The 24,417-nt window shown below is 66.0% G+C and carries 30 protein-coding genes; 10 read left to right on the top strand and 20 right to left on the bottom strand.

Going from position 1 to position 24,417, the window contains the following annotated elements; all coding sequences use genetic code 11:
• Positions 1-96: 96 nt before the first annotated feature.
• Genes FFS09_RS22870 through flgB form a run of 7 tightly spaced genes read right to left on the bottom strand, consistent with a single transcriptional unit; the run spans position 97 to position 5,175 of the window.
• Positions 97-795 (bottom strand): flagellar basal body L-ring protein FlgH, encoded by a 699-nt coding sequence (locus FFS09_RS22870; RefSeq protein WP_171020145.1) that lies wholly within the window; start codon positions 793-795, stop codon positions 97-99.
• Positions 796-803: 8 nt separating this feature from the next.
• Positions 804-1,586, bottom strand: coding sequence for a flagellar basal-body rod protein FlgG (flgG, locus tag FFS09_RS22865; protein ID WP_137921243.1), 783 nt, complete (start codon positions 1,584-1,586; stop codon positions 804-806).
• 34 nt (positions 1,587-1,620) lie between these two features.
• A complete protein-coding gene (gene flgF, locus FFS09_RS22860; RefSeq protein WP_137921242.1) occupies positions 1,621-2,358 on the bottom strand; it encodes a flagellar basal-body rod protein FlgF in 738 nt (245 codons plus the stop codon).
• Positions 2,359-2,391: 33 nt separating this feature from the next.
• Positions 2,392-3,606, bottom strand: a complete 1,215-nt coding sequence (flgE, locus tag FFS09_RS22855) for a flagellar hook protein FlgE (protein WP_137921241.1) — start codon at positions 3,604-3,606, stop codon at positions 2,392-2,394.
• 56 nt (positions 3,607-3,662) lie between these two features.
• The gene (locus FFS09_RS22850) at positions 3,663-4,325 is read right to left on the bottom strand and encodes a flagellar hook assembly protein FlgD (RefSeq protein WP_137921240.1); all 663 of its coding nucleotides are present in this window, start codon (positions 4,323-4,325) and stop codon (positions 3,663-3,665) included.
• Positions 4,326-4,351: 26 nt separating this feature from the next.
• Positions 4,352-4,756, bottom strand: a complete 405-nt coding sequence (flgC, locus tag FFS09_RS22845) for a flagellar basal body rod protein FlgC (protein ID WP_137921239.1) — start codon at positions 4,754-4,756, stop codon at positions 4,352-4,354.
• Between the two features lie 17 nt (positions 4,757-4,773).
• Positions 4,774-5,175, bottom strand: a complete 402-nt coding sequence (flgB, locus tag FFS09_RS22840) for a flagellar basal body rod protein FlgB (protein WP_137921238.1) — start codon at positions 5,173-5,175, stop codon at positions 4,774-4,776.
• Positions 5,176-5,407: 232 nt separating this feature from the next.
• On the opposite strand from flgB, the gene flgA reads away from it, so the two are divergent.
• The 6 genes from flgA to FFS09_RS22810 all read left to right on the top strand — a co-directional run bounded on the left by flgA (position 5,408) and on the right by FFS09_RS22810 (position 8,097).
• Positions 5,408-6,163, top strand: coding sequence for a flagellar basal body P-ring formation chaperone FlgA (gene flgA / locus FFS09_RS22835; protein ID WP_252374482.1), 756 nt, complete (start codon positions 5,408-5,410; stop codon positions 6,161-6,163).
• 113 nt (positions 6,164-6,276) lie between these two features.
• Positions 6,277-6,591, top strand: a complete 315-nt coding sequence (flgM, locus tag FFS09_RS22830) for a flagellar biosynthesis anti-sigma factor FlgM (protein WP_137921237.1) — start codon at positions 6,277-6,279, stop codon at positions 6,589-6,591.
• 25 nt (positions 6,592-6,616) lie between these two features.
• Positions 6,617-6,994, top strand: a complete 378-nt coding sequence (locus FFS09_RS22825; RefSeq protein WP_137921236.1) for a hypothetical protein — start codon at positions 6,617-6,619, stop codon at positions 6,992-6,994.
• A gap of 178 nt (positions 6,995-7,172) precedes the next feature.
• Positions 7,173-7,370 carry a hypothetical protein gene (locus FFS09_RS22820; RefSeq protein ID WP_137921235.1) on the top strand — a complete coding sequence of 66 codons (198 nt, stop codon included), beginning with the start codon at positions 7,173-7,175 and terminating at the stop codon, positions 7,368-7,370.
• A 26-nt stretch (positions 7,371-7,396) separates the two neighbouring features.
• On the top strand, positions 7,397-7,591 hold the full coding sequence (locus tag FFS09_RS22815; protein ID WP_137921234.1) for a hypothetical protein: 195 nt from the start codon (positions 7,397-7,399) through the stop codon (positions 7,589-7,591).
• Between the two features lie 116 nt (positions 7,592-7,707).
• Positions 7,708-8,097 carry a VOC family protein gene (locus FFS09_RS22810; RefSeq protein ID WP_137921233.1) on the top strand — a complete coding sequence of 130 codons (390 nt, stop codon included), beginning with the start codon at positions 7,708-7,710 and terminating at the stop codon, positions 8,095-8,097.
• A gap of 19 nt (positions 8,098-8,116) precedes the next feature.
• Here FFS09_RS22810 and FFS09_RS22805 read toward each other — a convergent pair whose 3' ends face one another.
• Together FFS09_RS22805 and FFS09_RS22800 are read right to left on the bottom strand one after the other, a co-directional pair.
• Positions 8,117-8,404, bottom strand: a complete 288-nt coding sequence (locus tag FFS09_RS22805) for a putative quinol monooxygenase (protein ID WP_137921232.1) — start codon at positions 8,402-8,404, stop codon at positions 8,117-8,119.
• A 9-nt stretch (positions 8,405-8,413) separates the two neighbouring features.
• Complete coding sequence (locus FFS09_RS22800; RefSeq protein WP_137921231.1) at positions 8,414-9,052, bottom strand: LysE family translocator; 639 nt, start codon at positions 9,050-9,052, stop codon at positions 8,414-8,416.
• Positions 9,053-9,215: 163 nt separating this feature from the next.
• Here FFS09_RS22800 and FFS09_RS22795 point away from each other — a divergent pair, with 163 nt between their 5' ends.
• Complete coding sequence (locus tag FFS09_RS22795; protein WP_137921230.1) at positions 9,216-9,830, top strand: hypothetical protein; 615 nt, start codon at positions 9,216-9,218, stop codon at positions 9,828-9,830.
• A gap of 51 nt (positions 9,831-9,881) precedes the next feature.
• Positions 9,882-10,439, top strand: a complete 558-nt coding sequence (locus tag FFS09_RS22790) for a putative glycolipid-binding domain-containing protein (RefSeq protein ID WP_137921229.1) — start codon at positions 9,882-9,884, stop codon at positions 10,437-10,439.
• A gap of 179 nt (positions 10,440-10,618) precedes the next feature.
• On the opposite strand, the gene FFS09_RS22785 is transcribed toward FFS09_RS22790, so the two are convergent.
• The 11 genes from FFS09_RS22785 to flhD form a co-directional block, all read right to left on the bottom strand.
• A complete protein-coding gene (locus tag FFS09_RS22785; protein WP_137921228.1) occupies positions 10,619-11,338 on the bottom strand; it encodes an RNA polymerase sigma factor FliA in 720 nt (239 codons plus the stop codon).
• Between the two features lie 2 nt (positions 11,339-11,340).
• Positions 11,341-12,114, bottom strand: coding sequence for a hypothetical protein (locus FFS09_RS22780; protein ID WP_137921227.1), 774 nt, complete (start codon positions 12,112-12,114; stop codon positions 11,341-11,343).
• Positions 12,107-13,594, bottom strand: a complete 1,488-nt coding sequence (flhF, locus tag FFS09_RS22775) for a flagellar biosynthesis GTPase FlhF (RefSeq protein WP_137921226.1) — start codon at positions 13,592-13,594, stop codon at positions 12,107-12,109. Before flhF ends, FFS09_RS22780 begins: the two co-directional genes overlap by 8 nt.
• Positions 13,591-15,666, bottom strand: a complete 2,076-nt coding sequence (gene flhA, locus FFS09_RS22770; protein WP_137921225.1) for a flagellar biosynthesis protein FlhA — start codon at positions 15,664-15,666, stop codon at positions 13,591-13,593. The genes flhF and flhA overlap by 4 nt, the downstream gene beginning before the upstream one ends.
• Complete coding sequence (locus tag FFS09_RS22765; RefSeq protein ID WP_137921224.1) at positions 15,663-16,823, bottom strand: EscU/YscU/HrcU family type III secretion system export apparatus switch protein; 1,161 nt, start codon at positions 16,821-16,823, stop codon at positions 15,663-15,665. The genes flhA and FFS09_RS22765 overlap by 4 nt, the downstream gene beginning before the upstream one ends.
• Before the next feature lie 242 nt (positions 16,824-17,065).
• A complete protein-coding gene (locus tag FFS09_RS22760) occupies positions 17,066-17,695 on the bottom strand; it encodes a protein phosphatase CheZ (RefSeq protein ID WP_171020143.1) in 630 nt (209 codons plus the stop codon).
• Between the two features lie 10 nt (positions 17,696-17,705).
• Positions 17,706-18,092, bottom strand: a complete 387-nt coding sequence (gene cheY / locus FFS09_RS22755) for a chemotaxis response regulator CheY (RefSeq protein ID WP_137921223.1) — start codon at positions 18,090-18,092, stop codon at positions 17,706-17,708.
• Positions 18,093-18,139: 47 nt separating this feature from the next.
• Positions 18,140-19,096, bottom strand: coding sequence for a flagellar motor protein MotB (gene motB, locus FFS09_RS22750; RefSeq protein WP_137921222.1), 957 nt, complete (start codon positions 19,094-19,096; stop codon positions 18,140-18,142).
• Between the two features lie 21 nt (positions 19,097-19,117).
• On the bottom strand, positions 19,118-19,978 hold the full coding sequence (motA, locus tag FFS09_RS22745; RefSeq protein WP_137921221.1) for a flagellar motor stator protein MotA: 861 nt from the start codon (positions 19,976-19,978) through the stop codon (positions 19,118-19,120).
• A gap of 158 nt (positions 19,979-20,136) precedes the next feature.
• Positions 20,137-20,673 (bottom strand): flagellar transcriptional regulator FlhC, encoded by a 537-nt coding sequence (flhC, locus tag FFS09_RS22740; protein WP_137921220.1) that lies wholly within the window; start codon positions 20,671-20,673, stop codon positions 20,137-20,139.
• A gap of 48 nt (positions 20,674-20,721) precedes the next feature.
• Positions 20,722-21,066 (bottom strand): flagellar transcriptional regulator FlhD, encoded by a 345-nt coding sequence (gene flhD, locus FFS09_RS22735; protein ID WP_137921219.1) that lies wholly within the window; start codon positions 21,064-21,066, stop codon positions 20,722-20,724.
• Between the two features lie 489 nt (positions 21,067-21,555).
• Here flhD and FFS09_RS22730 point away from each other — a divergent pair, with 489 nt between their 5' ends.
• Together FFS09_RS22730 and fliD are read left to right on the top strand one after the other, a co-directional pair.
• Positions 21,556-22,749: a flagellin gene (locus FFS09_RS22730; protein WP_137921218.1), complete on the top strand. Its 1,194-nt coding sequence runs from the start codon at positions 21,556-21,558 to the stop codon at positions 22,747-22,749.
• An 85-nt stretch (positions 22,750-22,834) separates the two neighbouring features.
• Positions 22,835-24,244: a flagellar filament capping protein FliD gene (fliD, locus tag FFS09_RS22725; RefSeq protein WP_137921217.1), complete on the top strand. Its 1,410-nt coding sequence runs from the start codon at positions 22,835-22,837 to the stop codon at positions 24,242-24,244.
• Positions 24,245-24,417: the final 173 nt, after the last annotated feature.

Here is a 24,417-nt window from a genome sequence, read left to right as displayed (position 1 = left end):
CGAAAGAATCGGTCGATATTCATTTCAGTGTCCCAAGGGATCCGGAGCAAACTGCCGACGCGCAATGCGGCAGGGATGGCTCATCATGCCCCGGCATCAGAAGGGGAGAACGGTCAAAAAGAACCGTGCCAACCAGCCAATTGAAAGCGCTTCGTTCTGCTGGCCGCGTCCTCGCGATTCGACGCGCACGTTGGCCACCTGCGTGGAGGCCACCACGTTGCCCGGGCGGATCTGCCTGGGGTCGACCGTGCCGGAGAAGCGCAGCACGTCCACGTTCTGGTTCACGCCGATCTGTTTCTCGCCCACCACCACCAGGTGGCCGTTGGGCAGCACCTCCTGCACCGTGGTGGTGATGGAGCCCGTGAAGTTGTTGGCGTTCTCGGTTTCGCCGCTGCCCTCGAAGGTGTTGGACGAATTCGCGCCCACGTTGAGCTTGCCCAGCAAGGAGCTGGACGGCTTGATGAAGGGCAGCGCCGAGACGCCGGCCGACGCGTTGGCGCTGCGGTCCACCGACGACGAGGATTTCTGCGTGGCGCTGATGCGCTCGACGATCTGCACCGTGAGTGTGTCGCCGGGCATGCGCGCGCGCGGGTCTTCGAACGCGGGCCGGTAGCTCACGGCCTGGAACAGGCTGCCGGTGGGCGCGTGCGTGACGGCGGGTGCGGCCAGTGCGGGCGCCTGCTGCTGCACGTATTGCACCGGCTGCGCGGGCATGAGGTCCACCTTGGGCGTGCGCTGCAGCGTCTCGCAGCCCGAGGCGAGAACGGCCAACGACAGGATGAGTGCAATGCGCATGGCCGTGCTCACAGTTGACTGAGACGCTGCAGCATCTGGTCCGAGGTTTGAATGGCTTTCGAATTCATCTCGTACGCGCGCTGCGTCTGGATCATGGTCACCAGCTCCTGCACCACGTTGACGTTGGAACCCTCGGTGTAGCCCTGCATGACGCCGCCCATGCCGGTGGAGTTGGGCGCGCCGTTGATCGGGTTGCCCGAGGCCAGGCTCTCCGAGAACAGGTTCTGGCCCATCGGCTCCAGGCCGGCCGGGTTGATGAAGCTGGCCAGTTCGATGTTGCCGATCTGTTGCGGCGCGGGGTTGCCGGGCAGCTTGACCGTGACCACGCCATCGCTGGACACGGTGATGCTCTGCGCCTCGGCCGGCACGGTGATGCCGGCCGTGAGCGGGTAACCGCTGTTGGTGACGATGCGGCCTTGCGCGTCGGCCTTGAAGCTGCCGTCGCGCGTGTAGGCGGTGGTGCCGTCGGGCATTTCGACCTGGAAAAAACCGTTGCCGTTGATGGCCAGGTCCATCGCGTTGTCCGACTGCTGCAGGCTGCCCTGCGTGAAGTTGCGCGAGGTGGCCACGGTGCGCACACCCAGGCCCACCTGCAGGCCCGTGGGCAGCTCGGCCTGCTCGGCCGTGTTCGCGCCGACCTGGCGCAGGTTCTGGTACATCAGGTCTTCGAACACGGCGTTGGCGCGCTTGAAGCCGTTGGTGGAGACGTTGGCCAGGTTGTTGGAAATCACGTCCAGCTGCATCTGCTGTGCCTGCATGCCGGTCTTGGAAATCATCAGCGAATTGATCATGGGGTGCTCCGCAAAGGAAAGGGGTTCAGCCGGTTCAGCCGTTCATGCTCAGCAACTGGCTGGCGGTCTTGTCGTTCGTCTCGCCGTTCTGCAGCATGCGCATCTGCACCTCGAACTGGCGGCCCACCGCGATCATTCCGATCATGGCTTCCATGGGGTTGACGTTGGAGCCTTCGAGCGCGCCGTCCTGCAGACGCGCGACATCGCTGGCCGGCAGCACATCGCCTTGCGGGCTGCGGAACAGGCCGTCTTCGCTGCGGCGCAGCGGGTTGTCCTGGTCGGGCATCACCATCTTCAGGCGGCCCACGGTCTGCGAGGGTTCGTTGCCCACGCGCGTGCTCACGGTGCCGTCGGACGCGATGTCCACGCGCGCGCCATCGGGAATCACGATCGGGCCGCCGTCGCTCAGCATGGGCAGGCCCTGGCCGCTGACGAGCGTGCCGTCGCCGTTGACTTCCAGCGCGCCGGCGCGCGTGTAGGCCTCGGTGCCATCAAGCCCCTGCACCGCGAAGTAGGCGTTGTCGCGCGCGGCCACGTCGAGGTTGCGCCCGGTCGAGGTGACCGAACCCGGCAGATCGGAATGGCCCGGCGTGGCTTCGAGCGCGAACACGCGCGTGCTCGCACCATCGCCGCGCACCGGCACCGAGCGGAAGGTGGAGAGTTCGGCGCGAAAGCCCGGCGTGGACGCGTTGGCCAGGTTGTTGGCCAACACCTGCTGGCGGTACTGCGCGGCATTCGCGCCCGTCATCGCGGTGTAGATCATCTTGTCCATGCGGGGCTCCTTCGTTCAGCTCAAGCGTATCGATCAGCGCATGTTCAGGAGGGTGCTGAGCACCTGGTCCTGCGTCTTGATGGTTTGCGCGTTGGCCTGGTAGGTGCGTTGCGCGGTCATCATGTTGACCAGCTCGGCGGTGATGTCGACGTTGGAGTCTTCCAGTGCGCCCGAGCGCAGCGCGCCGAAGTTGCCGGTGCCGGGTTCGCCGTGCAAGGGCGCACCCGAGGTGAACGTGGCCGCCCAGTTGCCGCCGCCGGTGGGCTGCAGGCCTTGCGCGTTGCGGAAGTTCACCAGCGCGATCTGGCCCGCGGCGCGGGTTTCGCCGTTGGAGTACTGGCCGGTGACCATGCCGTCTTCGCCGATCTTCAGGCCGAGGAACTGGCCCGGCGCGTAGCCGTCCTGGTCCAGGTCGCTGACCGCGAAGTTGGTGCCGAATTGCGTGGCGCCGCTGAAGTCGAGGTCGACGTTGAAGGTCACGGCCGGGTCGTTGGGCGACGTGAGCGTGAGCGACGGGATGACGGAAGCCGGGTCGAGCGAACCATCGGGCAGGAAGTTCACCACGAAGGGCGTGGACAAGGCCGGGTCGGCGCCGTTGACACCGGTGTACACGTTCCACTGGTTGTTGCCGATCTTCTCGAAGCTCAGCGACACCGGCACTTCCAGGCCTTGTGGGTCGTAGGCGATGAGCGACGTGCCGTAGGTGGACAGCGGCGTGGGCGGGGTCTGCGTGGATGCCACCGGCACGCGCGCGTCGAGGTTGAACTCGGCGACGATGTTCGCGGTCTGGCGCGCGGGGATCGGGCCGCCGGTGGGCAGCTTCAGGGGTTGTGTGTCGAAGCTCAGGCGCGTGCCGTCGGGCGAGGTCGGGTAGCCCATCAGGTTCGCGCCGCCGTTGGTGATGATGTTGCCGTCGGCGTCGAGCTTGAACATGCCGGCGCGGCTGTAGGCCACCGAGCCATTGGGCATGGTCAGCTCGAAGAAGCCCGAGCCGTTGATGGCCACGTCCAGGTCGTTGCCCGTGACGGAGATGTTGCCCTGCGTGAACTGTTGCGACACCGTCGTCAGCGCCACACCGATGCCCGAGTTCACACCACCGGCGGCGTTGACGGAGCTGGCGTAGAGCTCGCCGAATTCGCCGCGCGAGCTTTTCATGCCCACGGTGTTGGCGTTGGCGATGTTGTGGCCGATCACGTCGAGGTTGCGGCTGGCGCTGTTCAGGCCGGAGAGTCCTTGCTGGAATGCCATGGTGATGTCCTTTGGAGGGGGAAACGGTGTGTCGTGAAGGGGGGCGCGTCAGGCGTTCACATGAACGCGAGCACGTCGTTGTAGGCGCGGGTGGTGCCGTCTTGCAGCAGCATGTAGATGGAGCCGCCGGAGAAGCTCACCGAGTCGACCGAGATGCGCTGCAGCGCCACCGAGTCCACGCTGGTGGTGCCGTCGAGCGCGCGCACCTTGAAGCCCTTGACCTTGGCCGGGTCGAGACCTTCGGCGTCCCAGTTGAAGCCGTGCAGGCCCGGGCCGAGCGCGCCCATGTCGACGGTGCCCAGCACCTCGCCGTTGGTGCCCATGATGTCGACCTTCACCTCGGTGGCCTTGGCGTCGAGCGAGAACGCCGCCTTGCCCTGGCCGTTCTTGAACGTCAGCTGATCGCCGGGCAAAAGCGCCTCGCGGCCGATCAGCGAAGTGCCTTGCAGCGCGGTGAGCGAATTGAACTGCGCGGCCATGCCGGTGAGCGTGGCGTTGAGTTCCTGGATGCCGCTGACCGTGTTGATCTGCGCCATCTGGGTCGTCATCTGCGCGTTGTCCATCGGGTTGAGCGGGTCCTGGTTGTTCAGCTGCGCCACCAGCAGCTTGAGGAACCGGTCCTGCGACGCCTTCGGGTCCATGCTGTTCTTGGCCGAAGAGCCGGTGGTGCTGCCCACGGCGGTGCCGAGGTTGCTGAGATCGATGGGGGTCATGAACATGGTTCAGGTCTTTCCGAGGGTCGGGCTCACTGCCCCATTTGCAGGGTCTTGAGCAACAGCGACTTGGCCGTGTTCATGACCTCGACGTTGTTCTGGTACGAGCGCGAGGCCGAGATCATGTTGACCATCTCCTCGACCGGGTTCACGTTGGCGTGCGTCACATAGCCTTCGGCGTCGGCGCTGGGGTGCGTGGGGTTGTGCACGCGGCGCCCGGGTGCATCGCTCTCCACGATGTTCTGCACCTTCACGCCGGCGCTGCCGTCGCCGCCCATGGGCTGGGTCTGGAACAGGATGTGGCGCGCCTTGTAGGTCTGGCCGTCGGGCCCGGCCACCGCGTCGGCGTTGGCCAGGTTGCTGGCCACCACGTTGAGGCGCTGGGACTGCGCGCTGACCGCGCTGCCCGAGACACCGAAGATGGAGAACATCGACATGGCAGATTCCTTTCAGCTCATTGGCCGGTGATGGCGCTGAGCATCGTTTTGACGTGGCCATTGATGAAACGCAGCGTGGACTCGTAACGCACGCTGTTGTCCACGAAGTTGGCGCGCTCGCGGTCGAGGTCGACCGAGTTGCCGTCCTGGCTCGGCTGGGTCTGCACCGTGTAGGCCATGTCAGGGTGGCGCGCGTCGGTGGTGCCCAGGCGCATGTGTTGCGCGTGCGTGGCCTGCACCGCGCCGCTGCCCTGCATGCCGGACACGTTCTTGAGCGCCTCGGCGAAATCGAAGTCGCGCGCCACATAGCCCGGCGTGTCGGCGTTGGCGATGTTGCTGGCGATCACTTGCTGGCGCTGCGAGCGCAACAGCAAGGCATTGGCATGGAAGTCCAGCCGGCCGGTCATCTGTTCAAGCATGTGCAACTCCAACCAGGTGTGAGGGACTGGCGCCGGGCCTCCTGAGAAGGCCCTGACGCCAGGGGTTGGAGGAATTATGAAAATCTTGAGGGTTGGCAATGGGCGGAACAAGCGCCGCTTTTCAAGCCATTTCCCCGCTTTGTCCGGCCCGATGCCGGCCTACAGTGCTTCCCTGAAGCCATGGGCGCGCGGCGCCCTTGCGCACCACCCCATTCGTTCAACGGAGTCCGCCATGCGCCCCACGCTTTCGCGCCACCCCACACAGACCTTGCGGCACTGGCTGTCCGCCTGCGCCTGGGTGCTGGCCGCGCTGCTGTCGGGCCTGGGCGTGGCGCACGCGAACAACGGCGCGGTGGTCGACCTGGAAAAAACCGCCCGCGAATGGCTACAGCCCACGCTGGACGCGTCCCTGCCGAGCGACGCCAGTTTTCCCTTGCGCACCGAAGTGGTCATGGGCGAGCTGGACCGCCGCCTGCGCCTGGCGCCGTGCGCCAAGGTCGAACCGCATCTGCCGCCCGGCTCGCGCCTGTGGGGCCGCAGCCGCATCGGCCTGCGCTGCGTGGAAGGCGCGCGCTGGAATGTGTACCTGCCCGTGACCGTCAAGGCATTCGGGCCGGCCTGGGTGATCAAGCGGCCGGTGGACGCGGGCGCCACCCTTGCTCAAGAAGACGCCGAACTGGCCGAAGTGGATTGGGCGGCCCATCCGGTGACGGTGCTGGCGAAGCCCGAGATGTGGATCGGCCAACAGACGGCTTTTCCGCTCACGCCGGGGCAGACGATCCGCCAGAACATGGTGCGGCCCGCCAAAGCCTTTGATGCCGGCGCGCAGGTGCGGGTCAACAGCGGCGGCAACGGGTTCAGCATTTCCGTGACCGGCCTGGCGCTCACCGCCGGCCTGGTCGGGCAATCCGCCCGCATCCGCCTGCCCGGCGGCCGGGTGGTCAGCGGTCTGGTGCAGGAAGACCAGAGCGTGGAGATGGCGCTCTGAGCCCGCCGGCTGTGATGGATTGCCCACATGCCATCACAAAAATGCTTAAAGTTCCTGCCCACAGGGTCGATAGTTCTCACACATCACCCTGAAAACAGGGTTTGGAGCGTGAAATGAAAGTCGATTCGTCACCCGATTCCTATATAGGTTCCGTGGCTGGTGGCCCCCAGAAGGCCGCCGACAAACCCGTGGCCGGCGTCGAGCCGACCGCCACGGTCAAGCCACAGCCCGCGGGCGTGACCGTGACCCTGTCGCCCTCCACCGTCTCGGCCATGGGCCCCGGTGGCAGCAGCGAGGTGTTCAACGCCGAAAAAGTCGAAGCCATGAAGCAGGCGATCGCCAACGGCACGTTCCAGGTGAACGCCGAAGCCATCGCCGACAAGATGCTGGCCAACGCCGCCGAAATGCTCAACGGCGGCCGGGCCTGAACGCCCACCTCTTTCGAAAAACGCCATGACCACAGCCGCAGCGACCCCTACCCACCACTGGATCGGATCGTTGCAGGCCGAACTCGACGCGCTCGAAGCCGCCCTGCTGCGCGGCGACGCGCCGGGCGTGGAGCGCGCCAGCGCGGCCATGCAGGCCGTGCTGCAGCAAGCGCCGAAAACGCCAGACTTCACCAACCCCGACAGCGCCTTGCGCCGCGACACCCAGAGCGCCGCGCAACGTTTTGCGCAACTGCGCCAGGCCGTGCTGCGCACCAACGCCCAGAACGAGCGCGCCGTCGCCAGCCTGCTGCCCCAACAGGCCCTGCAGCGCCAGCCGACCTACAGCCGAATGGTCAAACCGTCCACGCTGGGCGGTGTCGGACGTGGCTTCCTTTCTGCCTGAGAACCCGCTTCTCGCAGCAAAAAACCGGCATCTGCCGGTTTTTTTACGTCTATTGCCGTCAAAAAAGTCGGCGAACGCATTTGAACGGGTGCGCCTGATATGCCATTAGGCATTCTGATAAACAGACCGTTTCAGTCGCACATCCTTGAAAATACGGGTTAACCCTTAAATGAACACCATGAACACGCACACCACATCGCTGTGGACCCGACTGGCCCACACCCTCCGCCACTTTTTCCAACGCGCCACCACCGGCGCGTCCGACGGGCTGGAGGACTACCTCAGCACCGCCAAGAGCCTCCACCAGCTGGAGGACATGCAACGCCGATGGGACCGCGCCCAGCGCGGTCAACGCTTGCACGACGCCGCCCTTTGACATCCCCTTCTACCGAGACCACCCGCATGATCGCCCTGCTCAAATCCTATTTCCAGACGCCCCAGTTCGCCGCCGGCGTTCGCGTCAACCGCCTGCACAAAGGCAGCCTGGACCGCGTCGACGGCCGCGTCGTGGCACAGACCCACGAAGGCGTGCTGGTCGAATGGCCGCGCAACGGCGCCGGCTGGGAACACCCCGGCGCGCTCTGCCAGCAAGGCTGAACACGCCCCACGCCGCCCTGCACCGACGGTTGCCGTTTCTTTTGATTTCCCCTGCGCTTGACGGCGCGCCCAACGGGCATAGCATCGACCCACCCGTTCCTCCACAGGAGCCTCCGATGCCCGCTCAGCTCGACCACCTGCTGGTGCCCTCCCGCGACAAGCTCGCCGCCGCGCGCCAACTGGCCGAATTGCTCGGCGTGCCATGGTCGTCCAGCGGCATCGGCGCGTTTACACCGGTCTACGTCAACGACGGCCTCACGCTCGATTTCGACGAGTGGCCCGAGCCGGTGCCCCAGATCCATTTCGCCTTTCGGGTGGGCGACGACGAGTTCGACGCCATCCTCGCGCGCCTCCAGGCCGCGCGCATTCCCTACCGCAGCGCGGTGCACGGCCCCGTCGATTCGAAGGTCGATACCGAACACGGCGGGCGCATCGTCTACTGGAACCAGCCCGATGGGCACCAGTGGGAAATGCTGACGGTGAGCTACGCGCGCGCCGCGCGTTGAGCCATGGCCCCGCCGGGGCTCAGGCCACCACGTCCATCAACAGAAAGGTGCCGGCCTGGCGCTGGTACTGGTCGATCTGCGGCACCAGCCGGCGGAAGTGCTCGGTCTGGCAATGCGCGTCCAGCGCGGCACGGTCGGGCCAGGCTTCCATGAAGATGAAGTGCCCCGGGTCCTTCTGGTTGACGCAGAGTTCATAGGTGATGCACAGCGGCTCCTGCCGCGTCTTCTCCACCAGTTCGCGGTACAGTGGCTCAACCTGCACCAGACATTCCGGGCGGATGAAATCCTGGGCGATGACTTTGAGCATGGCCCCGGATCAGGCCACGCGGCGCTGTTCGGCGGCCAGCCGCACCGCGAGCGCCGCCAGAACGCCGCCCATCACGTAACGCTGCACCGCGAGCCAGCGCGGGTTGTGCTGGAACCACCGCGCCAGGTGCGCGGCCGACAGCGCGATGCTCAGGTTGACGCCGAAGCTAAGAACGATCTGCGTCACGCCCAACACCACGCTCTGCGCCAACACCGAGCCATGCTCGGGCGAGACGAACTGCGGGAAGATCGCCAGGTAGAACATCGCGATCTTGGGGTTGAGCAGGTTGGTGAGAAAGCCCATCGCGAACAGTTTGCGCGGTGAGTCCTGCGGCAGGTCGCGCGCCTCGAAAGGCGAGCGCGCACCAGGCTTGACGGCCTGCCACGCGAGGTACAGCAGGTAGAGCGCACCGGCCCACTTCAGCACGTCGTAGGCCATGGGCACGGCCATGAAGAGCGCCGAGAGTCCGACGGCCGCCGCGGACATGTGCACCAGAAACCCGGCCACCACACCGAACAGCGAGATCACACCCGCCCGCCGCCCCTGGCAGATCGAGCGTGAGAGCAGGTAGACCATGTTGGGGCCGGGCGTGAGCGCGATCAACAGCGCCGCGCCCGAGAAGAGCAGCCAGTCTTGCAGGGAAACCAAGGAAACGCCTCTTGAGAATCAGGGGTTGGGGAGTGGAACGCATATTAGGAGAAGCACGATGTCCGTGCGTGGCTGGCGGCGATCGAAACATCTGCGAACATCCTTCCCGCCGTTGTGCGGCAGACTGAGCGCTGTTCCGTTTTGGACCCCACCGGGTGAACCCATGAAAATCCTCTCTCTCGTTGTCTCCCTGAGCGCCGTCGTGGCGTTCGCGCCTCTCGCCGCCGTGGCGCAGACCCCCGCCCCCAAACCGGCAGCAAAACCCGCGGCCAAGCCCGCCCCGGCCGCGAAAGCGCCGACCAAACGCGCTCCGCTGGCCCGCTCCGCGGCCAAGGCCGTGGAAGAACTGACGCCGATCGAAGAGGACTCCGACGTGGTCCTCAACGAAGCCTCCCTGGCGGTGGCGCAACGGGTGTACATCGGCACCATTCCTTGCGAACTGGGTTCGTCCGTGCAGATCACGGCCGCCAAGCGGCAAGGATTCTTCGTCGTCCGGGTCAAGAACCAGCGCGGTGGCTACTTCATGCACCCGGTGGAAAGCCGCACCGGCGCCATCCGTCTGGAAGACCCGAAACGCGGCGCCATGTGGCTGCAGCTGGGCAACAAGTCCATGCTGATGAGCCAGAAGCTGGGCGCGCGCTTGGCCGACGAATGCATGAGCCCCGAGCAGCTGACCCTGGCCGATGAGATGAAACGGAATCCACCCAAAGGTTTGCTGGACCCGGTGGACCCTCCGGCCGCCGCGCCAGCCACCGCGGCCACCCCGCCGGCCAAGTGAAGCCAGCGACGACGCGGGCGCTCTGAACCGACAGGCTGGTGACAAGGCGCCATGCGCACCCTCTGCTGGCAACCGACCTGGAACCCCGAGCATGAGGGCGTGGGCCTGGAGCATCTGCTGCTCTCGGACCACGCGGCGGACGCCGTGGTGCTCGCGGTCGACGACATCGTCGGCCCATTCCGCCTGCACTACCAACTGCGCTGGAACGGCGCCTGGCAATTGCGCGAGGCCGACCTGACGCTGGCGACCGACAGCGCCACACGGTCGCTGCAGCTGCGCACGGATAGCCAAGGGCATTGGCGCGATGGCGATGGCCACGCGCTGGAGAAGCTCGATGGCTGTCTGGACATCGACATCTGGCCCACGCCGTTCACCAACAGCTTTCCGATTCGACGCGCGGCCCTGGCGGCGGGCGAACGGCGGGAGTTCCGCATGGCCTGGGTGGCCGCTCCCGCGCTGACGGTGCAGCCGCAGCCGCAGGCCTACACGCGTCTGGCCGAACGCCTCTACCGCTTCGAGAGCCTGGACGGCAGCGGTTTCGAGGTGGATCTGCCGGTGGACGAGGACGGCGTGGTGCTCGACTATCCGGGGCTGTTCAAGCGCATTTGATGCAAGCCGGAGCGCGACCGGCAACGCAGGCGAAGCGCGCGATCTGGCCGGCGCGCGTGTCTTGATCCAGAGGCACCGAGGGTCCGGCTCCGCCGGCCCAAGGTACCGTCCCCCCTCGAAGCGCCGAAGGCGCGCAACAGAGGGGGGAAGCCGCGTCAGCGGCGCAGGGGGGTGTTCCCTTAATGCGCGCGCAGCTTCGCCCGCAGCCGCGCGATCGACTGGCTGTGCAGCTGGCAGATGCGCGACTCGGTCACGCCGAGCACCGCGGCGATTTCCTTCAGGTTCATGTCGTGCTCGTAGTACATCGACATGATCTGCTGCTCGCGATCGGGCAGCACCTTGATCGCGGCCACCAGCGCGGTGCGCATGCGGTGGTCCTGCAGCACGGCCGAGGGGTCGGCTTCGTGGTCGCCCATGTGGCGGTCGAGAAAACCATCGTCGTCGTCACCGCCGTTGCCGCTGATGTCTTCCAGGTACACGAGTTGCGTGCCCCGCACCTTGGCCAGCAGGTGCTGGTAGTCGGCCAGTTCCATGCCCATCTCCGCGGCGATTTCACTTTCCCGTGGCACGCGGTGCAGCTTCTGCTGCAGGCGGTTCACGGCCTGTTCGATGTCCTTCTGGCTCTTGCGCGAGCCGCGCGACATCCAGTCGCCGTCGCGCAATTCGTCGATCATCGCGCCGCGAATGCGCTGGCTGGCGAAGGTCTCGAACTGCACGCCCTGTGTGGGCTCGAAGCGCGCGATGGCTTCGGTCAGGCCGATCATGCCGACCTGGATCAGGTCGTCCAGCTCCACGCTGGGCGGCAGCTTGGCGATCATGTGGTGGGCGAGGCGGCGCACCAGCGGGCTGTATTTGCGCAACTGGTCGTCTCGGTCGAGGGTGCCTTTGGCGGTGTACATCGTCAGCTCCAGAGAGAAGGGGCCGCAGCGGGCGCGAAGCGTTCGTGGTAGCCGTGCGCGGGGCGCGTCGCACGTGCCGATGGCCGTTCGATCGCGCTTTCCTGCACGCGTTGGGCCCAGCTGCGCGCGGGCCAGCAGTCCAGCGCCAGGTGCAGGTGGCGTTGGGCGGTGTCGATCACGTTGTTCACCACGGTCTGCAGCGCGGCAGGCGCGCCCGAGGCGGACAGGGGCGCAAGCACCGGCACCACGCCGGCCGCGTCCAGCAGCTTGACCGCGCCGTAGGCGTCGATGCTGGCCTGCGGCTGTTCGATCACCGGCACCAGCGTGCGCACGCCGAGGTCCTGCAGCAGATCGGCCAAGGCGATGACGGGGGCGAACAGCAGCACCACGACGCCCGCCGCGAACGGGGCCAGCAGGCGCGAGAGCGCGTTCTGGCCACCGGCGGTGCGTGCCGTTTCCTGCAGCGCCTGCAGGCCGGCCGCGCCGGGCATCACGAGCCAGTCGGCGGTGCCATCGGCGGGGCGTTCCAGGTGTGCGATGGAGGGGTCTTGCAGCACGCGCATGAGGCCGAGGTCGTTGCTGCGCGATTCGTGGGCCGTGCCATCGACGATGGCGACCGAGCGGCCTTCCGCCGTGAGGCAGGCCGCGAGCGCGCAGAGCCATTCGTAACCGCGTGCCGGCTGCGCCGGGCTGGCCACCGGCATCAGCACCGGCCCACCGCCCACGGGCGGTTCGGCCCGCAAGCCGGCGGCCTGGTCGAAGCCGGGTTCAAACATGCGAAGCCCCCAGGTGGATGCCACGGCTGGAAGCCTGCGCGAAGAAGTAACCCATGTCGGTGCTGTGCGGGTCGAAGGCCGACTTGCCCTGCGTGCCCATGGACTGGCGCACCAGCGCGGCGGCGTCGGGGTTCTGCCAGTCTTCGGGCACGCGCTGGCCATTGGCCACGCCGCGCACCGTCACCTGGTGGCGGACCAGCGCGTCCAGCGCCGGGCCGAGTTTCACGGCCTCGTCCACCTTGGAGAGCACCACGCCGTGCAGCGCCTTGGCCTTGAACGACGTCAACACTTCGTCGAGCGTGTCGCCTTGCGCGCCGGCGTTGAGCACCAGGGTTTTCTTGACCTGGGGAATGTCGAGCACGTCGAGCATGTCCTGGATGCGCTGGTCGCGCTGGCCCAGGCCGGCGGTGTCGATGATGACCAGGCGCTTGTTGGCCAGCAGGTTGAGCAGGTCCTTGAGCGCGGCGCGGTCGTGCGCCAGGTGGGCGACGACGCCGAGCATGCGGCCATAGGCGCGCAGCTGTTCGAAGCCGGAGACGCGGTAGGTGTCGAGCGTGATCATGCCGACGCTGCCCGCGCCGTATTGCTTGACGCATTGCGCGGCCAGCTTGGCGGCCGTCGTGGTCTTGCCCACGCCGGTGGCGCCGATCAGCGAGACCACACCGCCCTCGTCGCACAGGCCGGCGCCCGGCGCCACGACCTTGAGGTTGCGCGTGATCACGTCCATCAGCCAGCGCACCGCTTCGGCCGCGCCCGCGTCGGTGGGCACGCGCTCGAGCACGGCGCGCGACATGGCGGGCGAGAAGCCGGCGCGGATCATCTTGTGCATCAGGTTGGACTGGATCGGGTCCTGCTTGGACGAACCGATCCAGGCCAGCGTGTTGAAGCGCTCTTCGATCATGTCCTTGAGCGCGGTGAGTTCCACCGCCATGCGGTTGTCGTCGGTGGTGGCAAAGCGCGTGGCGGGCTGCGAGTCTTCCCAGGCCGGTGTGGGGCGTGTGCGCACGGGCTCGTTGAAGCGTTGCACCGGAATGGTGATGGGTTCGGCACGGGGCGCTGCCACGGGTTGCGGTGCGGGCTGCGGCGCCGCGGCCTGCACCGGTGGCGCGCGGCGCACCGGTTCGGCGGCGGGGGCCGCCGTGCCTTGCAAGGTTTCGCGGCGCTTGCGCAGCATGCGCTCGCGCACATAGTCCTGGAACGACAGCGTGCTCATGGCCATGGCTTCGGTGTCGCTCGCCACCGAGACGGGGGCGCTGGCCGGTGCCGCGGTCTGCGCGCGCTGGGCGACACGGGCGGCGGGCGCGGCGGTGTCGGCGGCGTGTTCGGCCAGCGAGGCCAGGCTCTCTTCGGCCGCGGCCATCACCTCAAAGCCCTCGGCGCTCGAACGCGTGGAGAGGATCACGGCACTGTCGCCAAAGGCACGGCGCGCCTTGTTCATGGCTTCGCGCGAGGTCGGGGCGGTAAAGCGCTGGATGTTCATGCTGCAAGTTCTCCGAGGATCGGTCCGATGCGGATCAGGTGGGTATCAGGAATTTCGCTGTGCGCCAGCACCTGCAAGCGCGGCGCGGCGCGGCGCAGCAGGCGGGACATGGCATTGCGGATGGCGTCGGGCACCAGCAGGCAGGCGGGCACGCCTTTTTCTTCCTGCTTGTTGGCGATGTCGGTGGCGGATTTGCTCAGCATCTCGGCCACGCCGGGGTCGAGCGCGCCGTTGGCGGCACCCGAGAGAGCCTGCATCAGCAGGCGCTCCAGGCCGGGTTCGATGGCGATCACTTCCAGTTCTTTCACCGGGCCGTAGATCTGCTGCACGATGGCCGGCGAGAGCGCCATGCGCACGCGGCGGGCGAGTTCGGTCGGGTCGGTGGTGTGGGCGGCGTGCTCGGCCAGCGATTCGATGATGGTGCGGATGTCGCGCACATGCACAGACTCTTCCAGCAGCAGCTGGAGAACTTTCTGGAAGGTGGCGACGGGGACCATTTTGGGCACGACTTCTTCGATCAGTTTGGGGGCCAGGCGGGTGACGTGTTCAACCAGGTCCTGGGTCTCCGTCCGGCTCAGCAACTTGGCGGCCTGGACTTGCATCAAGTGTGAAAGATGCGTGGCCAGCACAGTCTCGGAATCAACCACCGTAAAACCGGCCATTTGCGCGTTCTCGCGCTGCTTTTCTTCGATCCAGTGCGCGGGCAGGCCGAACGCCGGGTCGGTGGTGGGCGTGCCGATCAGGGGGGTGTTGATGCCACCCGGGTCGATGGCCAGGAACATGCCGGGGAACACCTCGCCCTCGCCCACCACGACACCGCGCAAGGTGATGCGGTAGCCCGCCGGGCGCAGTTCCAGGTTGTCGCGCACGTGCACGGCCGGGGGCAGGAAACCCACCTCCTGCGCGAACTTCTTGCGCACGCCCTTGATGCGGGTGAGCAGGTCGCCCTGGCGCGTCTTGTCGACCAGCGCGATCAGGCGGTAGCCCAGCTCCAGGCCGAGCAGGTCGACCGGTTGCAGGTCGTCCCACGAAGCTTCGCCATCGCCTTGCTGCGCCGGTGCTTCCGGTGCGGGCGCGGGCTTGCTTTGCCGGCGCGCCTGCCACCAGGCCAGGCCACCGGTGAGGGCGGCAAAGCTCAGGAACACCGCGTGCGGCATGCCCGGCACGACGCCCAGCATGAACAGCACGGCCGAGGTGATGCCCATGACCTTGGGCGAGAGGAACATCTGTTCCATCACCTGCACGCCGAGGTCTTCGTCCTTGCCCACGCGCGAGACCACCATGGCCGCGGCCACCGAGATCAGCAGCGAAGGAATCTGTGCCACCAGCGCGTCGCCCACGGCGAGCAGGATGTAGTTGTCCGCCGCCTGGCCGGCCGAGAGGCCGTGCTGCAGCACACCGATGATGAAGCCACCGATGATGTTGATGAACAGGATCAGAATGCCGGCGATCGCATCGCCGCGCACGAATTTGGAGGCACCGTCCATGGAGCCGAAGAACTCGGCCTCATCGCCCACTTCGGCGCGGCGGCGCTTGGCTTCCTTCTCGTCGATCAGGCCGGCGTTGAGGTCGGCGTCGATCGCCATCTGCTTGCCGGGCATGGCGTCCAGCGTGAAACGCGCGGACACCTCGGCGATGCGCTCCGAACCCTTGGTGATCACCACGAAGTTGATCACGACCAGGATCGCGAACACGATGAAACCGACCGCAAAGTTGCCGCCGATCAGGAAGTGGCCAAAGGCCTCGATCACCGCACCGGCCGCGCCCGGGCCGGTGTGGCCTTCGAGCAGCACCACGCGGGTGGAGGCCACGTTGAGCGACAGGCGCAGCAGCGTGGTGAGCAGCAGCACGGTGGGGAACACCGAGAAGTCGAGCGGGCGCTTCATGTACGCCGCGACCATCATCACGATCAGCGCGATGGCGATGTTGAGCGTGAAGAAGGTGTCGAGCAGCCAGGGTGGCAGCGGCAGCACCATCATCGACAAAATGGTGATCACCAGCATGGGCGCGGCCAGGCCACCGGCCCAACCCGCGTTGCGGCTGAGCCATTGCTGCAGTTGCTGCAGATTCATACCGTCGCCTCCTTGGCGGATGTCTTCTTGAAGTGCGGATCGAGCTCGGGCGGCACGGCCGGCACGGGTGGTTCAGCGGGCATGGCGCCCTGGCCTTTCATGGCCGACTTGAGCTGGTACACGTAGGCCAGCACCTGGGCCACGGCCGTGTACAGCGCGGACGGGATCTCCTGGTCGATCTCGGCGTGGGCGTAGAGCGCGCGCGCCAGCATGGGCGACTGCAGCACCGGCACCTTGTTGGCCTTGGCGACGTCGCGGATCTTCATGGCCAGCAGGTCGGCACCCTTGGCGATCACGCGCGGCGCGTTCATGCTGGCGTCGTCGTAGCGGATGGCCACGGCGTAGTGGGTGGGGTTCATCACCACCAGGTCGGCCTTGGGCACGGCGCCCACGCTGTTGCGCTGGGCCATTTCACGCGCGCGCTGGCGGCGCTTGCCCTTCATCATGGGGTCGCCTTCGGACTGGCGGTGTTCTTCCTTCACTTCCTGGTGCGACATCTTCATGCGCTGCGCATGCAAAAACTTCTGCGCCGGAAAATCGATGATGGCCACGAGCGCGACCACCAGCAGCAACAGCCCCACGCCCAGCACCATCCAGCTGCCAAGCTGGCCCAGGCCGGATTCGAGCGGCTGCATCACCAGCGTGCCAAACTGCTCGACGTGGGAGGCGATGAACTGCCAGGCCACGACGCCGATGATGGCGCTGATGGCGGCCAGCTTCGCGGTGTCGAACAGTTGCTGTTTGCTGAACAGGCGCCCGAAGCCTTTGAGCGGGTTGAGGCGGCTAAGGTCCGGCACGAGGGGCTTGGTGCTCAGCGCCCAGCTGCCCGAGACGAACGCGGTGAGCAGCACGATGGCCAGCACGGCCACGCCCAGCGGCAGGTACAGCATGAGACCCTGTGCGAAGCCGTCCACCAGGCGCTCGGTGGCCAGTTCGGGTTTGAGCAGGGACTGGTGGTCAAAGCGCAGCTGGCCTTGCAGGGCGCTGCGCAGTTTTTCGAAGCCGGTGGGCGCCAGGGCCACCAGCACGAGGGCGCCGCCGCCCAGCACCGCGAGGTTGGACAGGTCTTTGGAACGCGGCACCTGGCCATCGTCGCGGGCCTTCTTCAGGCGCTGCGCGGTGGCGGGTAAGTTCTTGTCCTGGGCAGAAGAGTCCATGTGGCGGGTTCACTCGATCGGTGCATCCGATTCTGGAATCCGCGCGGAAAAACTAAAGGGGGATAAGACGCTGTGAATCCGGTCTTTTCTTCTTCTGTGCGTTGCGCTTCGTGCGTGCACATCGCGGGCGCGCGGCTGCCGGGGCTCGGCTCCGCGGGTGTCCCCCGACGGCTGGTGCCGTCTCCTCCTTTACCCCGCTGCGCAGAACACCGGCATCCGCGCGCCTGGGAGGTATGGGAGGGTCAGAAACCGAGGGATGCCAGCAGGTCATCGACCTGCTGTTGATCGCTCACCACATCCGTGCGGCCTTCCGGGCTGACCACCGGACCCGCCAACGCGGGCTCCACGATCACGTTGTCCTGGCCGGGTTGGCCGGACGGGGCCGCTTGCAGCAGCAGGCCGAGCAATTGTTCTTCGATGGTGCCCGCGAGCTGCACCACGCGGCCGATCACCTGGCCGGTGAGGTCGTGGAAATCCTGCGCCATCATGATGTCGGTCAGGCGCGCATCGGACTTTTCGCTCAGGGCCACGATGTCGTTGGACCATTCCATCAGTTCGGGCATCGCATGGGCCAGGCCCGGCACGCGCTTGATGGTGTCGGCCAGCTGGCGGCCACGCTCGGCAATGCGGGCCTGCTCGGCCTTGCCTTCGTCCACGTGGTTGAGCACCTTCTCGGCGGCCTCGCCTGTCAGGCGGGCGATGTACGACAGGCGGCTCTGCGCGTCGGGCAACTGGTCCACCGTGCCCTTGAGCTTGTCGGTGTAGCCGAGTTGCTTGAGGGCTTCGTGCAGTTGCCGGGTGATCGAGCCGAGCTGGCGGAACATGTCCGGGTTGCCCGCCGCGACTTCGTCCTTTTGTTGTTCAGCGTTCATGGTGCGCCTTTTACAAGCCGAGCTTCTTGAAGATGTTCGCGAGCTTCTCTTCCAGCGTGGCCTTGGTGAAGGGCTTGACGATGTACCCCGCCGCGCCGTTCTGCGCGGCCATCACGATGTCTTCCTTGCGCGCCTCGGCCGTCACCATCAGCACCGGCAGGTGCTTGAGCTTCTCGTCCTTCTTGATCTCGGCCAGCAACTCGAAGCCGTTCATGTTGGGCATGTTGATGTCGGAGACGACGAAATTGAAACTGCCGTTGCGCAGCTTGGTCAGCGCGATCGCGCCGTCTTCTGCCTCGTCGGCGTCGGTGTGACCGATCTCCTTGAGCAGGTTGCGCACGATGCGGCGCATGGTGGAGAAGTCGTCAACGATCAGGAATTTCATCGGGGTGGACATGAAAGCCTCCGTGGGAGGAAAGGATCAGGAATGAAGCAGCGGCCGCATCAGCCACCGCGCTGTGATGGTGATTTCGTCACTTCGCCGGAAATCTGAAGCGCGGGCGGCACCGGAGCGACAACGGGCGCGGGCGCCACTTGCGGCAGCATGCGTTCTTCGGCCTCCTGCGTCATCACCACGATGCTGATGCGGCGGTTGATCGGATCGGTGGGCAATTCCGGGCGCAGCAGGCGGCTCGACGCCAGGCCTTCCACGCGGCGCAGCTTGTCGTCGGGCAGGCCGCCGGCCACGAGTTCGCGGCGCGAGGCGTTGGCGCGGTCGGCCGAGAGTTCCCAGTTGCTGTAGCCGCGCTCGCCGCTGCCGTAGGGCGTGGCGTCGGTGTGGCCGGCCAGTCCGATGCGGTTTTCCACATCGCCCAGCGCTGCGCCGATCTCGCGCAGGATGTCGCGCATGTACGGTTTCACCAGCGCGCTGCCGGTGTCGAACATGGGCCGGTTCTGCTGGTCCACGATCTGGATGTGCAGGCCATCGGGCGTCTTCTCCAGCTGGATCTGCGAGCCGTATTCCGAGAGCTTGGGGTTGCGCTCGATCACGTGGGAAATCTTGCGCTCGAGCGCGTCCATGCGCTGGGCGTCCTTGCGCGCCTGGTCGGCGCGCGCCATCTGCGCGCCAATGAGCTTGGCCGCGCGCTCGGAATCGCCGCTGTCCATCTGGCCGAAGGCCTTGCTCAGGTCACGCCCACCGCCAGGCAGGATGCTGCTGCTGTTGCCGGTGCCGGGGCCGCCCATGAGCGAGACCTTCACCGGCGACTGAAAATAGCTCGCGATGCCCTGCAGCTCGCCCTTGGCGGTGGAGCCCAGCAGCCACATGAGCAGGAAGAACGCCATCATCGCGGTCACGAAGTCGGCATAGGCGATCTTCCAGGCGCCACCATGCGGCTCGTGCCGGCCCTTCTTGATGCGCTTGACGATGATTGGCTGAAGCTTTTTGCCGTCACCCGCCATGGTGAGCTCCTACGGGGGGTTTCATTTCTTGCCCTTGACGTGGCTTTCGAGTTCGATGAAGGTCGGTCGCACGTCCACGAACAGCACCTTGCGCCCGAACTCGATCGCGGTCAGCGGTGCATAGCCCTGCATGCTGGAGAGCAACGTGGTCTTCACGCACAGCAGCTCCTTGCTGCCCTCTTCCAGCTTCTGGTCCAGCAGACCGCCGAGCGGTTCGAACACGCCGTAAGCCAGCAAGATGCCGAGGAAGGTACCCACCAGGGCCGAACCGATCATCGCGCCGAGCACGGCGGGTGGCTGGCCGACCGAGCCCATGGTGTTCACCACACCGAGCACGGCGGCCACGATGCCGAACGCCGGCAGGCCGCCGGCCAGGCGCGCGAGCGCCGCCACCGGCGCGTGGGCTTCCTGGTGGTGGGTTTCGATTTCCGCGTCCATCAAGGACTCGATCTCGTGCGCGTTGAGGTTGCCCGAGACCATCATGCGCAGGTAGTCGGTGATGAACTCAACCAGGTGGTGGTCGGCAGCGATGGCGGGGTACTTCTTGAACAGCGCGGATTCGTGCGGGTTCTCCACGTCCTGCTCGATCGCCATCAGGCCTTCCTTGCGCGCTTTCTGCAGGATGTCGAACAACAGGGCCAGCAGCTCCATGTAGCGCGCCTTGGTGTAGCGGCTGCCCTTGAAGCACATGGCCAGGCCTTTGAACGAGGCCTTGACCACCTTCATCTGGTTGTTGATGAGGAAGGCGCCCAGGGCCGCGCCCATGATGGTGGTGAGCTCGAAGGGCAAGGCCTTGAGCACCACGCCGATGTTGCCGCCGTGGAGGATGAACACCCCAAAGATGCAAAGCATCGAAACCACGAAACCGATGATGACGAACATGTTCTTGTGCCTGGAAGAGGACGCGGCGCACCAACGCACGCGTGACTTGGAGGGATGTGTTTTCTATCGACCAACTCTAGGGGCGATTGAGGGGACCCATAAACGCGAAATGGACCCGCATCGGGGTCCATTTCAAGGTTTGGAGGCTGAAGAGAGGTTCAGTGCAGGCGCAGACCGCCGCTGGCGGCGCCTTTGCCAGCGCGGGCTGGCGGCTGGCACAGGCCGCAGACGAAGTGGCGGTTCTCGTACGGTTCGGTCACGAAGTGGCCGCCGCAGCAGGAGCACTTGGTCAGCGTGAGCATGCCGTTGTCGACGAACTTCACCAGGCGCCAGGCGCGGGTGACGGAGAGCAGCGGCTCGATGTCGCTCGCCTGCATCTGGTCGCTGTACAGGCGGAAGGCCTTGATCACCGTGTCGATCTCTTCGAGCTCGCTGGTCTTGGAGAGGTATTCGTGGATGTTGAGGAACAGCGACGAATGGATGTTGGGTTGCCAGGTCAGGAACCAGTCGGTCGAGAACGGCAGCTGTCCCTTGGACGGCGACTTGCCGGCGACTTCCTTGTACAGGCGCAGCAGACGCTCATAGGACAGGCTGGTTTCGTACTCCAGCACCTGCAGGCGCGCGCCCAACTGGATCAGGGCCACCGCGCGTTCGATGTCGCGCGATTCGTTGAGGATGCTTTTGCCTGCGGCCATGGTGGCTCCTGGAGATGTAACGGAGAGAGAAGAAAACGTAACAGGGAATCAGTGCGTCGCCGTCGTGGCCATGCTTTCGGCGAACTTGCCGGCCATCAGGATGCTGGCGTGCAGTTGGGTCGTGGTGGTGTTGTCCACCTTCTTCACGTTGTGGCTGGTGAGCAGGTTCCACACCAGGTCGTCGTCCACGCGGAAGCGGCACAGCAGCATGTTGCTCGACGCGATCTTGAGCAGCTGCGCGGTGGACAGCATGCCCAACAGGTCGGCGGCTTCTTCGGTGATCCCCAGGCGGAACAGCGCTTCGGCGCGGTCCTTGCGAATCAGGTTCTGCGCCAGCATGAGGTAGGTCAGATTGGCTTCGCGGATTTCGGCGAGGATTTGTTCGTTGTCCATGATGAAGGTCCTTCTGTCAGTGCGGGTCGCCGTGTTGGCTGGGTGCTTACATGTGCTTTCTCGATGTGTTCAATTGTGTCGATGGGTAAAAAAACTTGAATCGGTAAATGGCTGTGCGCGCTGTCAGGTGTGCACCACCCGTCTGTCATCCTGCTTCCTACACCTTTGGCATTCACCTGGTGGCATTTCGTGACGCATTGCACGAACAACAGCACCCCAAAGGCCCAACCACGCCTCAAACCCGCGCCAGGCAAAGCAAGGAACAGACGGCAAACGGCCCGGTTTATCCGCCCGTTGTCTTGCATTCAAACCTCAAGAATCTCCAGTCATCACCGAAATTGACTCAACGAACTTCCAAATGGGTTCGTCGTCCGGCCCAGCAAGGGCGGCGAGCAGCGACGGTGGAGACCCGAAAGGGTCGACGCGGCGGTGGGCAGAAAGGCCCGTCCAGCCGGTTCACTTTCCAGGTCCCATTTACAGGAGTTAGCCATGTCCACCACCATCAACACGAACGTGATGTCGATGAACGCTCAGCGCAACCTGAGCAGCACGTCCAGTTCGCTGGCCACATCGATGCAGCGCCTGTCCTCGGGCCTGCGCGTCAACAGCGCCAAGGACGACGCCGCCGGCCTCGCGATTTCCGAGCGCATGAACACGCAGGTGCGCGGCCTCAACGTCGCCTCGCGCAACGCCAACGACGGCATCTCGCTGGCGCAGACCGCCGAAGGCGCGCTGGGCAAGGTCGGCGACATGCTGCAGCGCATGCGCGAACTCGCCGTGCAATCGTCCAACGCCTCGAACAACAGCGGCGACCGCACCGCTCTCAACGCCGAAGTCACGCAACTGCGCCAGGAAATCGACCGCGTGGCCAAGACCACGTCGTTCAACAGCACCAACCTGCTCGACGGCTCGTTCGCCAACGCCACCTTCCAGATCGGCGCCAACGCGGGCGAAGGCATTTCCATCGACAGCATCGTCAACTCCAACACCACCGCCCTGGGCCAGACCGCGGTGCATACCACGGCCAAGATCGTGCCGCCCGCCACACCGGTCGCACCGGCCGTGCTGGCGGCCATTCCCGCGGGCGGCGCCACGCCGTTGTCCATCGAAGACGCCAACGGCAACGCGGTCAACCTCGGCCCGATTGGCGAGGCCACCACGCTGGCCCAGCGCGCGGGCCAGATGGTGGACGCGATCAACGCCAAGTCCAGCGACACCGGCGTGTTCGCCCGCGCCACCTTCACCGCCGCGGGCGTGATGGACGGCTACGAAGTGTTCTCCGACCGCGCGCTCGTGGCGGCAGACTTCGGCAACTTCGCCGCCGGCACCACCGGTGCCGGGGCTGTCACCGCCGCCGCCGCGGACTCGTTCGTCGCGGACATCAACGTGAACAGCTTCGGCGACTCGCAGCTGGCGCTCAAGGTGATCGACAACGCGATCAACGCGGTCAACGGCTCGCGCGCCAACCTGGGTGCATTGCAAAGCCGCTTCGAAAACGCCGTGGCCAACATCCAGATCACGGCCGAGAACCTCTCCGCCGCGCGTGGCCGCATCGTCGACGCCGACTTCGCCAAGGAAACGTCGAACCTGTCGCGGGCGCAGATTCTTCAACAGGCCGGCACCGCGATGGTGGCGCAGGCCAACCAGGTGCCACAAGGCGTGCTCTCGCTGCTGCGCTCCTGATCCATCCGACACCATGACATGACACAACGGCACACGACAAACACCACCACGCAACCGCGCGGCCACGCCGGACAGGAGCACTGACATGGGCATTTCCTCCACCGGCCTGGCCAGCGGCGTTCCCATCGACAGCATCGTCTCGCAACTGGTCGCGCTCGAACGCGCGCCGCTCGTGCCGCTGCAGGCGCAGGCCACCAAGTTCCAGAGCCGGATCTCGGTCTTCGGCACGCTGACGTCGATGATGAATTCGCTCGGCGAACTGGGCACCAAGCTGGCCGATCCCACCGCCTTCAAGGCCGTGAAGGGCAGCTCGTCGCTGGCCACGGCCGTGGGCATCACCGTGGCCGCCGGCACCGCTCCCACCGCCATGTCGGTCGAGGTGCAGCAACTGGCCAAGGCGCAGTCCACCGCCTCGGTGGCGGTGCCCAAGGACACGGCCATGGGCGCGGGCAGTTTGAAGATCACGCTGGGCGACTGGAGTTCGGGCGCGTTCGTCGCGGGCGACAAGGCGGCGGTGGACATCGAGATCGTGGACGGCGAAGACACCCTCACCCAGATCGCGGCCAAGATCAACGCTGCCGGCGCGGGCGTGACCGCCACGGTGCTGCGCGACGCGTCGGGCGAACGCCTGCTGATGCGCTCCAAGGAAACCGGCGAGGCCATGGGCTTCGAGATGCAGGTCACCGACGCCGACGGCGTGGCCACCGATGGTCTCTCACGCCTGGCGGTGCAGACGGGCGTGGCCTCCGGGGTACAGATCACGCACGGTGCGAACGCACTGGCGACCATCAACGGCATCGACATCGAATCGGCCAGCAACACCTACAAGGACGGCTTGCCCGGCATCACGCTGCAGTTCTCGCAGATCACCACCGCGCCGGTCGAGCTCGCCGTGAGCATCGACAAGGAAGCGATGACCAAGACCATCCAGTCCTTCGTCGACGCGTACAACTCGCTCAACGACATGCTCACCAGCACCACCGGCTACAACCCCGACACCAAGATCGCGGGCTCGCTGCAGGGCGACAGCACGGCGGTGGGCCTGCAGGGCGCGCTGCGCGGCATGATGCGCTCGTTCACCCCCGGGGGTGAATTCACCACGCTGGCCGACATCGGCATCGAGATCAAGTCGGGCGGCAAGATGAGCATCGACAGCACCAAGCTCGGCGCCGCGCTGGACAAGCCCGACGCCGTGCAGAACCTCTTCAACGCCGACCACACCGACCCGACTGCGCAAGGCTTCGGCGAGAAGCTCAAGACCTTCGCCGACGGGTTTGCGGGCACCAGCGGCACGCTCACCTCGCGCACCGAATCGCTGCGTGCGGCCGTCACGCGCAACACCAAGGAACAGGACAAGGTGATCGACCGCGCCGCCCGCGCCGAAACCCGCTACCTCAAGCAGTACAACGCGATGGACGCGATGGTGGGCCAGCTCAACTCGCTCAACGCCTTCGTCACGCAACAGATCGCGCAGTGGAATAAGGCCGGCGGCTGACGCCGGGTGTCACCTTCGTTTCCCCAAAGCCCTGGCGCCGAGCGACCAGGGCTTTTTTTCGGTTCATCGGAGATTTCCGGGGACTGAAGATCGTCGCCCTCCTATGCTGAAGTCTGCAATGACAGGCCGTTGGGAGGTGGCATGCTGGATCGCAAGACACTGCAGGCACTGGG

Source organism: Hydrogenophaga sp. 2FB, from assembly GCF_005503365.1.
Lineage (GTDB): Bacteria > Pseudomonadota > Gammaproteobacteria > Burkholderiales > Burkholderiaceae_C > Hydrogenophaga.
The sequence above is the reverse complement of the archived record's forward strand: the minus strand, read 5'-3'. Positions and strand labels throughout refer to the sequence as shown.

Excerpts from the sequence above, each read along its gene's own strand:
- flgE (WP_137921241.1), bottom strand. The coding sequence starts at position 3,606 with ATGGCATTCCAGCAAGGACTCTCCGGCCTGAACAGCGCCAGCCGCAAC.
- FFS09_RS22780 (WP_137921227.1), bottom strand. The coding sequence starts at position 12,114 with ATGTTTGAACCCGGCTTCGACCAGGCCGCCGGCTTGCGGGCCGAACCG.
- FFS09_RS22805 (WP_137921232.1), bottom strand. The coding sequence starts at position 8,404 with ATGCTCAAAGTCATCGCCCAGGATTTCATCCGCCCGGAATGTCTGGTG.
- fliD (WP_137921217.1), top strand. The coding sequence starts at position 22,835 with ATGGGCATTTCCTCCACCGGCCTGGCCAGCGGCGTTCCCATCGACAGC.
- FFS09_RS22850 (WP_137921240.1), bottom strand. The coding sequence starts at position 4,325 with ATGTTCATGACCCCCATCGATCTCAGCAACCTCGGCACCGCCGTGGGC.
- flgM (WP_137921237.1), top strand. The coding sequence starts at position 6,277 with ATGAAAGTCGATTCGTCACCCGATTCCTATATAGGTTCCGTGGCTGGT.
- flgA (WP_252374482.1), top strand. The coding sequence starts at position 5,408 with ATGCGCCCCACGCTTTCGCGCCACCCCACACAGACCTTGCGGCACTGG.
- FFS09_RS22825 (WP_137921236.1), top strand. The coding sequence starts at position 6,617 with ATGACCACAGCCGCAGCGACCCCTACCCACCACTGGATCGGATCGTTG.
- FFS09_RS22870 (WP_171020145.1), bottom strand. The coding sequence starts at position 795 with ATGCGCATTGCACTCATCCTGTCGTTGGCCGTTCTCGCCTCGGGCTGC.
- flgG (WP_137921243.1), bottom strand. The coding sequence starts at position 1,586 with ATGATCAATTCGCTGATGATTTCCAAGACCGGCATGCAGGCACAGCAG.
- FFS09_RS22760 (WP_171020143.1), bottom strand. The coding sequence starts at position 17,695 with ATGAACGCTGAACAACAAAAGGACGAAGTCGCGGCGGGCAACCCGGAC.
- flgB (WP_137921238.1), bottom strand. The coding sequence starts at position 5,175 with ATGCTTGAACAGATGACCGGCCGGCTGGACTTCCATGCCAATGCCTTG.
- FFS09_RS22765 (WP_137921224.1), bottom strand. The coding sequence starts at position 16,823 with ATGGACTCTTCTGCCCAGGACAAGAACTTACCCGCCACCGCGCAGCGC.
- FFS09_RS22810 (WP_137921233.1), top strand. The coding sequence starts at position 7,708 with ATGCCCGCTCAGCTCGACCACCTGCTGGTGCCCTCCCGCGACAAGCTC.
- flhA (WP_137921225.1), bottom strand. The coding sequence starts at position 15,666 with ATGAATCTGCAGCAACTGCAGCAATGGCTCAGCCGCAACGCGGGTTGG.
- motB (WP_137921222.1), bottom strand. The coding sequence starts at position 19,096 with ATGGCGGGTGACGGCAAAAAGCTTCAGCCAATCATCGTCAAGCGCATC.
- flhF (WP_137921226.1), bottom strand. The coding sequence starts at position 13,594 with ATGAACATCCAGCGCTTTACCGCCCCGACCTCGCGCGAAGCCATGAAC.
- FFS09_RS22785 (WP_137921228.1), bottom strand. The coding sequence starts at position 11,338 with ATGTACACCGCCAAAGGCACCCTCGACCGAGACGACCAGTTGCGCAAA.
- cheY (WP_137921223.1), bottom strand. The coding sequence starts at position 18,092 with ATGTCCACCCCGATGAAATTCCTGATCGTTGACGACTTCTCCACCATG.
- motA (WP_137921221.1), bottom strand. The coding sequence starts at position 19,978 with ATGTTCGTCATCATCGGTTTCGTGGTTTCGATGCTTTGCATCTTTGGG.
- flgC (WP_137921239.1), bottom strand. The coding sequence starts at position 4,756 with ATGTCGATGTTCTCCATCTTCGGTGTCTCGGGCAGCGCGGTCAGCGCG.
- flhC (WP_137921220.1), bottom strand. The coding sequence starts at position 20,673 with ATGGCCGCAGGCAAAAGCATCCTCAACGAATCGCGCGACATCGAACGC.
- FFS09_RS22815 (WP_137921234.1), top strand. The coding sequence starts at position 7,397 with ATGATCGCCCTGCTCAAATCCTATTTCCAGACGCCCCAGTTCGCCGCC.
- FFS09_RS22795 (WP_137921230.1), top strand. The coding sequence starts at position 9,216 with ATGAAAATCCTCTCTCTCGTTGTCTCCCTGAGCGCCGTCGTGGCGTTC.
- FFS09_RS22820 (WP_137921235.1), top strand. The coding sequence starts at position 7,173 with ATGAACACGCACACCACATCGCTGTGGACCCGACTGGCCCACACCCTC.
- FFS09_RS22790 (WP_137921229.1), top strand. The coding sequence starts at position 9,882 with ATGCGCACCCTCTGCTGGCAACCGACCTGGAACCCCGAGCATGAGGGC.
- flgF (WP_137921242.1), bottom strand. The coding sequence starts at position 2,358 with ATGGACAAGATGATCTACACCGCGATGACGGGCGCGAATGCCGCGCAG.
- FFS09_RS22730 (WP_137921218.1), top strand. The coding sequence starts at position 21,556 with ATGTCCACCACCATCAACACGAACGTGATGTCGATGAACGCTCAGCGC.
- flhD (WP_137921219.1), bottom strand. The coding sequence starts at position 21,066 with ATGGACAACGAACAAATCCTCGCCGAAATCCGCGAAGCCAATCTGACC.